The organism is Actinomadura sp. 6K520, from assembly GCF_004349245.1.
Classification (GTDB): Bacteria; Actinomycetota; Actinomycetes; order Streptosporangiales; family Streptosporangiaceae; genus Spirillospora.
This window is the reverse complement of the sequence record NZ_SMLC01000245.1, coordinates 1-8,480: the sequence shown is the minus strand read 5'-3', so window position 1 is coordinate 8,480 and position 8,480 is coordinate 1. Positions and strand designations below refer to the sequence as shown.

Sequence of the window (8,480 nt, the reverse complement as noted above, 5' to 3'; positions counted from 1 at the left end):
GGGCGGGTTCCCCGGTCCCCCCGCCACCGGGGAACCCGCCCCCGGGCAGCCGGTCTCCGGCGCTTCCGCTCCCGCCGGGAACGCGCCCGCCGAGGCCCCGGTGACCGATGTCACAGCCGGGCAGGACGTCCGGCCGCGTCCCGGCCCGCAGGGCGACATCTCCCCCGAGCAGGTGCGCGAGCATCTCCGCCGCCGGGCGATCTTCCTGCGCGAGCTGGCCGAGGCCCGCGAGCTGCGCCGCCGGGTCACACCGCACCGGTCGCGGCGCGCCCGCATCCACGCGGCACTGCGCCGCCGGACCTTCCGCATAAATTGACGCGGATCGAGTAGGTTCCTTCCGCTGGGCAGGGGTTTGCTGCGCTGACTCCCGATCTCACGCGCGGGTGCGGCGCCCAGTTTCGCGTTGGTGCGCGCTCGGACCGCCGCATCTGGGACCATGCCCTGGCAGGAGACGCGGCGGTGGGGTGGAAATGACGGATGTGGACGCGACGGACTTCGCCGTCGTGGTGTACCGGGAAGACGAAGGCTGGGAGGCCGAGATCCTCCCGGTGGCGTTGACCGAGGACCTCGCGGGGCTGATCCATGCCCTGCGCCAGCAGCCGAGCCTCGGCGGCACGATCGGGCTGGTCTCGGTGGGCGACGACTTCTTCGTGGCGATCCGGCTGCTCGGCGACGACGTCATGGTGTTCCTGTCGGACGTCACGGCCTCGGTCGACTGGCCGCTGGCCGGCCAGGTCCTCGACTACCTGGACATCCCGATCCCCGAGGAGGAGGAGCTCGACCAGGTCCTCCCCGTCGGCGACATGTCGATCTTCGCCGATCTCGGGCTCGACGAGATGGAGCTCGGCGCCATCTCCGGCGACCTGGAGCTCTACCCGGACGAGATGCTGCTCAGCATCGCCGGCCGGATCGGCTTCGCCGCCGCCTTCGAACGCGCCATGGACGCCGTCGCCTGACCACCCACCGGACACCACACCCCCGGCCTCACGGGCGGTTTGCCGGGAATCAAACCGATCCGGCCACGGTAAGGGGTGTGACCGGGGCAACCCCGTGGGTCACAATTAGCACGTGACCCAATTCGCCGCCGTGTTCGCGCAGACCCCGCAGGGCTGGGTCGGCATGGAGGCCGCCCTGGCGGAGGCCGAACACGTCGATGATGTCGCCGACCTCATGCGCGAGGCGGCCGTGGAGACCTACGGCGACCCGGTCGTGCTGCTGATCGAGCAGGACGACGACTGGTTCGCGGTCGTCCGGCTGGACGGCGAGGACGAGCCGCGCGCCTACGTGTCCGCCGTCCGCGAGGACGGGTTCGGCGCCCTGTTCCAGCAGCTCGTCGGCGAGGTCCCGGACGGCGACCCCGGCGGCGACCCCGCCCTCCTCGAAGACCTCGGCGTCAACGCCAAGCAGCTCAGCGACCTGGGCGAGAGCGCCGTGCCCGGCGACGCGCTGCTCACCGTCGCCGAGCACGCCGGCTTCGGCGAGGAGTTCGACCACCTCCGTGACTGACCCCGTGACCGGACCGAGGGAAGGCGAGGCGGCGGGCGACCCGGTGCTCGAAGGGTTCGTCCCGGCGATGCGGCTGGCGCTGACCGAGGCGCGCAAGGCGTTCGCGGACGGGGAGATCCCGGTCGGGGCGGTCGTCCTGGACGCGTCCGGCGAGGTCATCGGCACCGGACGCAACGACCGGGAGCGTTCGGCGGACCCGACCGGGCACGCGGAGATCGTCGCGATCCGCGAGGCCGCGTCCGCCCTCGGCGAGTGGCGCCTGGCGGGCTGCACGCTGGTCGTGACGCTCGAACCGTGCACGATGTGCGCGGGAGCGTCCGTCCAGGCCCGGCTGGCCCGCGTCGTGTACGGCGCGGTCGACCCGAAGGCGGGCGCGGTCGGCTCGCTGTGGGACGTCGTACGCGATCGGCGCCTCAACCACCGGCCGGAGGTCGTCGCCGAGGTCCTGGCGGACGAGTGCGGCGCGCTGCTCACCGAGTTCTTCACGCACCGCAGATTCGGGTAGGCTCTCCCGCGGTGGTGTCGCCTAGTGGACGAGGGCGCACGCCTCGAAAGCGTGTGAAGTGCAAGCTTCCGTGGGTTCGAATCCCACCACCACCGCCATTCTGAACCGCCCTGAGCATGCACGGCGCAACGCGGGGTCCGCGTGGTCTCCGGGTGCCCCGGACGGTCGGCGAACGCCGAGCGTCGGCGCGTCATCCGGCCGCGCTAGGCTGCCGGGCGTGCGTGAGGATCTTGGGGAACTCCTGGCCGGACGGTACCGGATCCTCGCCCTCATCGGCCGTGGCGGCATGGGCGCGGTATGGCGCGCCTGGGACTCCGAACTCGACCGCACGGTCGCGGTCAAGGAACTGCGCCTGCCCGAGCACGTCGGGGCGGACGAGCGCCGGGTCTTCTACGGCCGGATGGACCGCGAGGCCCGGGCCGCGGGGCGGCTGAGGCATCCCGGGATCATCACCGTCCACGACCGGGTGTCCGGCGAGGACGGCCGCCCGTGGATCGTGATGGAGTTCGTCGAGGGCGGTTCGCTGCAGGACCTCCTGGCCGAGGAGGGGCGCCTTCCGGTCGGTCGGGTCGCCCGGATCGGCGTTCAGATGCTGGCGGCGCTGCGGCTCGCCCACCGCCACGGCATCGTGCACCGCGACGTCAAGCCCGCCAACGTGCTGCTCGAAGGCGACCGGGTCGTGCTGACCGACTTCGGCATCGCCGCGCTGGACGGCGACGTCACCCTCACCCGGTCCGGCGCCATCATGGGCACCCCGGCGTTCATGGCCCCGGAGCAGGTCCGCGGGAAGGCCGCGACCCCCGAGTCGGACCTGTGGTCGCTGGGCGCCACCCTCTTCGCGGCGGTCGAGGGCGGCCCGCCGTTCACCGGCACCAACCCCGGCTCGGTCTTCGTCGCGATAGCCACCGAGGACCCCGCCCCGTGCGTCCATGCCGGGCCGCTCGGCGAGGTGCTGACCGGTCTCCTCCGCAAGGACCCGGCGGAGCGGCTGACCGCCGACCGCGCGGAAGAGCTGCTGACCGAACTCGCCGCCGAGGCACCCGCTCCGGCCCCCGGGCCGCCCTCCCCGGCGCCGCCCGCCGACGGCCGGGCGGGCGTCCACCCTGGATCACCCGCGCAGCCGGTCCCGCCCGCGCAGGGGGGACCGCACGTTCCGGCACCACCACCCGGCCCCCCGCCGCGGATCTGGGCGGGCCCCACACGGCAGGGGGCGTCGTCGCCGTCCGGGCGGCCGAATCCCCGGCTCGTCATCGGTGGCCTGGCCGCCGCGTCCGTGCTCCTCGTCGTGACGGGCGCGGCGGTGTTCTGGCCGGACCGCGACAACGCCCCGGCCGCCGGGACGTCCGGCTCCAGGCCGACCAGCAGCGCGCCCGCTCCGCCGAGTCCCAGTCCGGTGACCACGAGCAGGGCGTTTCGCGTCCTCAAGACCCCCGACTGGGCGCAGTCCGTGTCGTTCAGTCCGGATGGGAAGGCGCTGGCCGCCGGTGCCGAGGGAGGCTCCATCAGGCTGTGGAACATGCCTGGCGGCGGCCTCGTCACCACCCTGAAGGTCAAGGCGCGCACGGTGCCCCTGGTGGCTTACAGGCCGAACGGGAAAAGCCTGATCAGCACGCAGTGGGACGGCTCGGTGCGGCTCTGGAACGTGGCTTCCCGCAGTTCTTCGGTCATCCTGCCCAGCCCCGACGGCTCCGGCGGCATCGCGGTGCGTCCCGACGGGACCATGGTCGCCCGGAGCGAAGGGAAGAAGATCCGGCTCTGGGACGTGACCAAGAAGCGCACCGCCCGCGTCCTGAGCGGCCACACCAAGTCCGTCGGTTCCGTTGCGTTCAGCCAGGACGGCAAGCTTCTGGCCAGTTCGAGCACCCTCAGTGACACCGTGCGCATCTGGGACGTGGCGTCAGGTCGCAGCCTTCAGGAGATTCCCAGCGAGGACATCGCCATCTTCACCGACGCTCTGGCCTTCAGCCCGGACGGCAAGACCCTGGCCAAGAGCAATGACAAGAACAGCATCCAGCTCTGGGACGTCGCCAGCGGCAAGCCGACCGCGACCTTCACCAACGAGGAGGACGACAGCTACTACTCCCTGGCGTTCAGCCCCGACGGGAGAACCCTGGCCGCCGGCACCGGCAAAAGCGGGATCCAGTTGTGGAATGTGGCGAGCGCCCGCGTCACCACGATCTTCTCCGGTCATGAACTCACGGTCGGCGGGCTCGATTTCAGCTCCGACGGCAGGACACTGGCCAGCGCCGGCAACGACAAGACCGTCCGCCTGTGGGCAGTCCCCTGAACGAGGCGCCCGCGAGCGCCGTCAGCCCACCGTCACCAGGGCGACGCCCGCCACGGCTACCGCCATGCCTACGCGTTGGATGGCGCGGAGGCGTTCGGTGTAGGCGATTCGTGCCAGCAGGACGGTGATCGCCGGGTAGAGGGACGTGAGGACGGCGGCGAGGCTGAGCATGCCCTTGTGGGCGGCCAGGAAGTAGAGCACGTTCGCGCCCGCGTCCAGGGTGCCCGACAGCAGCGCCAGCCCGATCAGCGTCCGCCCGGACAGGCGGGGGCCGAGGTCGCCGCCACGCAGGGCCAGGACCAGGAGCGCGACGGCGACGACGGCCACGTTGCCGACGCGTGCGCCGACGATCGGCCAGAGGCCGCTGCCGTCCCCCGCGGTCTTCAGCAGGACGAAGAAGACGCCGAAGCACGTCCCCGACACCCCGGCCATGATCGGGCCCGAGTCGAGGTGGCGCCTCCATCCGGGCGCGGCCGTCCCCGCGCTCCGCTCGTCCCCGGCCTCCATGCTGACCAGGCCGATCGCGACGAGGCACAGCAGGACGCCGGCGGCGACGGACATGTCCAGCCGCTCGCCCCGCGCGATGCCCACGGCCACCGGCAGGACGGCGGCGGCGAGCGCGGACACCGGCGCCACCACGTTCATCGGCCCGCGTGCGAGCGCCCGGTAGAAGGCGATCAGGCCCGCACCGCCGGCCAGGCCCGCGGTGAAGCCCCAGGCCATCGGGCCGGGGGCGGCGCCGCCGCCGGCGAGGAGCGCGGACACCAGGATGATCACGAATCCGACGGGGACGCACCAGGTCAGCGTCCGCAGCGCCGTCGAGCTGCGGGTCACGGCGCCGCCGAGGAAGTCGGCCACGCCGTAGGCGAGGGCCGCGCTCAGCGCGAGGACGGTGACCATCACCGCCCGCCGATCAGCCGGCTCGCGATGCGCGCGTCCGGGGCGATCAGGCGGAGCCTGGCGGCCAGCCGGTCGCCCGCCTCGGTGAGCCGGTCGAGCGGGTAGGGCTCCAGGCGTTCGAGCAGGAAGAGGCCGTTCTTCGTGTGCTCAGTGAGGCGCGTCCGGACGCATTGCCGCCAGTTCCAGCGCCGGCAGGTGACGCCCGCGTCGTCGCGCCAGACGACCTCCCCGGCGCCGGGGTGCTCGACGGCGGGCTCCCCGCCCGCGACCACGTCGAACGGCTCGTCGCCGGTGGCCCTGACCAGGCGCGCGGGGCCCTGGTAGGCGTCGAGGTCCTCGCCGCCGATCGGCAGCGCGAACTCGACGCTGACGGCGTTGTAGGCGTCCACGACCTTGTTGATGGAGGGGAGGGCGTCGGCCCGGCGGAGCAGCGCGTCCACGGAGGGGCGGGTCCGCTGCGGCTTGGAGCCGAACGCCCGGTAGGCGTCGCGCCATGCCGCCACGTGCGGGTCGGCGGCGTCGGCCTGCGCCGCCGCCTCGGCCAGCCAGCCTCGCGACTCCGCGTCGCCGGGGCCGTTCACCAGCCCCTCGGCGGTCATGACGAGCACCGCGAAATCGGGACGCAACTCCCGGACGGCCTCGTCGACCACGATGCGCTCCAGCATCTCCACCCTCCGCACGGTCACTTTAATGACATCGAGATGTCAGTATAACGACCACGGCCGCTGACGAGCACCTCGCGGACCCACCGGTCCCGCGGCTGGACGTGCAGCCTCCAGTAGTGCTCGGCGATGTCGTCGGGATCCCACTCCGTGCCGGGCGCGACCGGGCCGGCCACGGTGACGCTCGCCACGTGCACGCCGGACGGCCCGTACTCCTGGTCGAGCAACTCCGCGAGGGTCCGCACCCCCGCCTTGCCGAGCGAGAGGCTCACGTACCGCCGTTTCGGCTCGGGCATCCCCCCGGTCATGATGAACGACCCGCCGCCGCGCCGCGCCATCGCCGGCGCGAGATGGGCGGCGGCGGTCAGCGCACCGGCGACGTTGACCGCCCAGGCGTCCAGGTGGGCACGTACCGGCAGCTCACCGGGGGCGTCCGCCTGGATCTTCGCCGCGTTGTACACGACGGCGTCCGGTGGGCCGAGTTCGGCGGTCACCTCGTCCAGGGCGGCGCGCAGGGCGTCCTCGTCGGTGCTGTCGGCCACCCGGGTCATGACCCGGGCACCCCGCGGCTCGATGCCTCCGGCCGTCTCCTTGAGCGTGCGCTCCCCACGCGCGATGAGGGCGACCGGCAGCCCCTCCCGCGCGAACCGGCGGGCCACGGCCCCGCCGATCCCCGGTCCCGCGCCGATGATCACTGCTCCGTTCATCCGAACCTCCTGCTGGTCAGCGACAATGGGACGGTAAAGCGTGACATCCATGTGAAGGTCAACCTGGAGGACGCGATGCGGATCGGCGAACTGGCCGACGCGACCGGGGTGAGCCGGCGGCTGCTGCGCTACTACGAGGAGCAGGGGCTGCTCAGGCCCGTCCGGCGCCCGAACGGCTACCGCGAGTACGCCCCGTCGGACGTCACCGCGGTCCGCCATATCCGCGCCCTGCTCGCCGCCGGCTTTCCCACGGCGGTGATCGCCCGGCTGCTGCACTGCGTGCACGACGTGGACGGCCGGGTGGTCCCGTCGCCCTGCCCGGCCATGGTCGGCGAACTGCGCCGCGAGCGCGCCCGGGTGACCGAGGCCCTCGACCGGCTGGAGGCGTCCCGGCGCGTGCTCGACTCGATGCTCACGTCCGTCCTGAGCCAGAGCGCCTGACAGCGGCGAAGGCCTGGCCGGCGGCCGTCCCGGCTTCGCCGGGGCGGGCCTGCGGGACACTGGCTGCGTGGTGACCGGGATGGCTGGAGGACGATGAGCGAGCAGGGCGCGATCGGGGAGGCCGTGGCGCGGACCGTGCGGGCCCTCCGGGCCGGGCACGGCTGGAGCCTGGACGAGCTGGCGGGGCGCGCCGGGGTGAGCAAGGGCGTCCTGGTGGGGCTGGAGCAGGGACGCGGCAACCCGAACCTGGGGACGCTCATCCGCATCTCGGACGCGCTCGGCGTGCCGCTGACGCGGCTCGTACAGGTCGAGGAGGAGCCGCCGGTGCGGATGTTCCGGCCGGAGCGGCACGTGGTGCTGTGGGAGGGCGAGCACGGCGGGACGGGGACGCTGCTGGCGGGGAGCGACCCGCGGCCGTCGCTGGAGCTGTGGCAATGGCACCTGCGGCCGGGGGAGACGCGGGAGAGCGACGCGCACGTGCCCGGCACCAAGGAGATCGTCTACGTGCAGGAGGGGACGCTGACGCTCGGCGTCGACGGCCGGACGGATCTCGTGGCGGAGGGCGCGGCGGCCGTGTTCGTCGGCGACCGCCCCCATTCCTACGGCAACGCGGGCGAGCGGGAGGTCCGCTTCGTCCTGGCCGTCCTCGACCTCTGAACCGGGAGGTCAGGGCGTCAGGAGGTCAGGCGGACGGGCATGACCAGGTAGCGGTAGCCGGTGTCGGCCTGGGCGTCGGGGGGTTCCCCGCCGTCGTCCTTCTTGTCGGGGACGGCGGTGAGAAGCGCCGCCTTGGTGGGGCTCGCGCATTCGAGGCGGGCGTGCTCGGTGTCGATGCCGGCCAGGCCGTCCAGGAGGTACTGCGGGGCGAACGCGATGTCGATGTCGTCGCCGGTGAACTCGACGCCGAGGCTCTCGTTGGCGCGGGCGGAGTCGCCGGTCGCGGCGCGGATGCGGACCTCGCCGGCGGTGAACGCGAGCTGGATCGGGGTGCCGCGCTCGGTGACGAGGGCGGCCCGCTTGATCGCCTCGACGAACGGGGCGACGGGGATCTCGGCGATGGACGTCCAGGTGCCGGTCAGCCGGGACCTGTAGTTGATGTACTGGTCGTCCAGGAGGCGGCTGGTCATGCTGCGGCCGCCGCCGGAGACGCCGATGAGGTTGTCGCCGGCGCCGCCCAGGTTGATGGTGACGTCCTCGCCGCGCTTGATCGCCTTGGCGGTGTCGGCGAGGGTCCGGGCGGGGACGACGACGCCCGCGGTGAAGTCGGGGTCGGCGGGGGACCAGGTCAGCTCGCGTGCGGCGATGCGGTAGCGGTCGGTGCAGGCCAGCCACATCGTGTCGCCCTCGATGTCGATGCGGACGCCGGTGAGCATCGGCAGGGTGTCGTCGCGCCCGGCGGCCGGGGTGACCTGGGCGATCGCGGTGGCGAACAGGTCGCTCGGGATGGTGCCGGCCGCCGGGCGCGACGACAC

Annotated in this window: 11 protein-coding genes and 1 tRNA gene; 8 read left to right on the top strand and 4 right to left on the bottom strand. The window is 73.1% G+C overall.

Annotated features, from left to right (window positions below):
• The 6 genes from E1289_RS34545 to E1289_RS40260 form a co-directional block, all read left to right on the top strand.
• A partial coding sequence (locus tag E1289_RS34545) for a hypothetical protein (RefSeq protein WP_207929337.1) occupies positions 1-316 on the top strand: 316 nt, incomplete at its 5' end.
• A 154-nt stretch (positions 317-470) separates the two neighbouring features.
• Entirely contained in the window at positions 471-956 is a 486-nt protein-coding gene (locus E1289_RS34540; protein WP_131987868.1) for a tRNA adenosine deaminase-associated protein, read from the top strand.
• Between the two features lie 112 nt (positions 957-1,068).
• Positions 1,069-1,506 carry a hypothetical protein gene (locus E1289_RS34535; protein ID WP_131987866.1) on the top strand — a complete coding sequence of 146 codons (438 nt, stop codon included), beginning with the start codon at positions 1,069-1,071 and terminating at the stop codon, positions 1,504-1,506.
• Positions 1,507-1,573: 67 nt separating this feature from the next.
• Complete coding sequence (gene tadA, locus E1289_RS34530) at positions 1,574-2,011, top strand: tRNA adenosine(34) deaminase TadA (protein WP_131987880.1); 438 nt, start codon at positions 1,574-1,576, stop codon at positions 2,009-2,011.
• A gap of 10 nt (positions 2,012-2,021) precedes the next feature.
• Positions 2,022-2,109 (top strand) — tRNA-Ser (locus E1289_RS34525).
• A 119-nt stretch (positions 2,110-2,228) separates the two neighbouring features.
• Positions 2,229-4,298: a serine/threonine-protein kinase gene (locus E1289_RS40260; RefSeq protein ID WP_131987864.1), complete on the top strand. Its 2,070-nt coding sequence runs from the start codon at positions 2,229-2,231 to the stop codon at positions 4,296-4,298.
• 21 nt (positions 4,299-4,319) lie between these two features.
• On the opposite strand, the gene E1289_RS34515 is transcribed toward E1289_RS40260, so the two are convergent.
• Genes E1289_RS34515 through E1289_RS34505 form a run of 3 tightly spaced genes read right to left on the bottom strand, consistent with a single transcriptional unit; the run spans position 4,320 to position 6,567 of the window.
• On the bottom strand, positions 4,320-5,198 hold the full coding sequence (locus E1289_RS34515; protein WP_131987878.1) for an EamA family transporter: 879 nt from the start codon (positions 5,196-5,198) through the stop codon (positions 4,320-4,322).
• Positions 5,198-5,878 carry a phenylalanine--tRNA ligase beta subunit-related protein gene (locus tag E1289_RS34510; RefSeq protein ID WP_243713353.1) on the bottom strand — a complete coding sequence of 227 codons (681 nt, stop codon included), beginning with the start codon at positions 5,876-5,878 and terminating at the stop codon, positions 5,198-5,200. Before E1289_RS34510 ends, E1289_RS34515 begins: the two co-directional genes overlap by 1 nt.
• Positions 5,879-5,880: 2 nt before the next feature.
• Complete coding sequence (locus E1289_RS34505) at positions 5,881-6,567, bottom strand: SDR family NAD(P)-dependent oxidoreductase (RefSeq protein WP_207929336.1); 687 nt, start codon at positions 6,565-6,567, stop codon at positions 5,881-5,883.
• Positions 6,568-6,618: 51 nt separating this feature from the next.
• Here E1289_RS34505 and E1289_RS34500 point away from each other — a divergent pair, with 51 nt between their 5' ends.
• Complete coding sequence (locus E1289_RS34500; RefSeq protein ID WP_347813611.1) at positions 6,619-7,008, top strand: MerR family transcriptional regulator; 390 nt, start codon at positions 6,619-6,621, stop codon at positions 7,006-7,008.
• Positions 7,009-7,101: 93 nt separating this feature from the next.
• A complete protein-coding gene (locus E1289_RS34495) occupies positions 7,102-7,665 on the top strand; it encodes an XRE family transcriptional regulator (protein WP_131987862.1) in 564 nt (187 codons plus the stop codon).
• 17 nt (positions 7,666-7,682) lie between these two features.
• Here the strand turns inward: E1289_RS34495 and dnaN are convergent.
• A partial coding sequence (gene dnaN / locus E1289_RS34490) for a DNA polymerase III subunit beta (RefSeq protein ID WP_131987860.1) occupies positions 7,683-8,480 on the bottom strand: 798 nt, incomplete at its 5' end.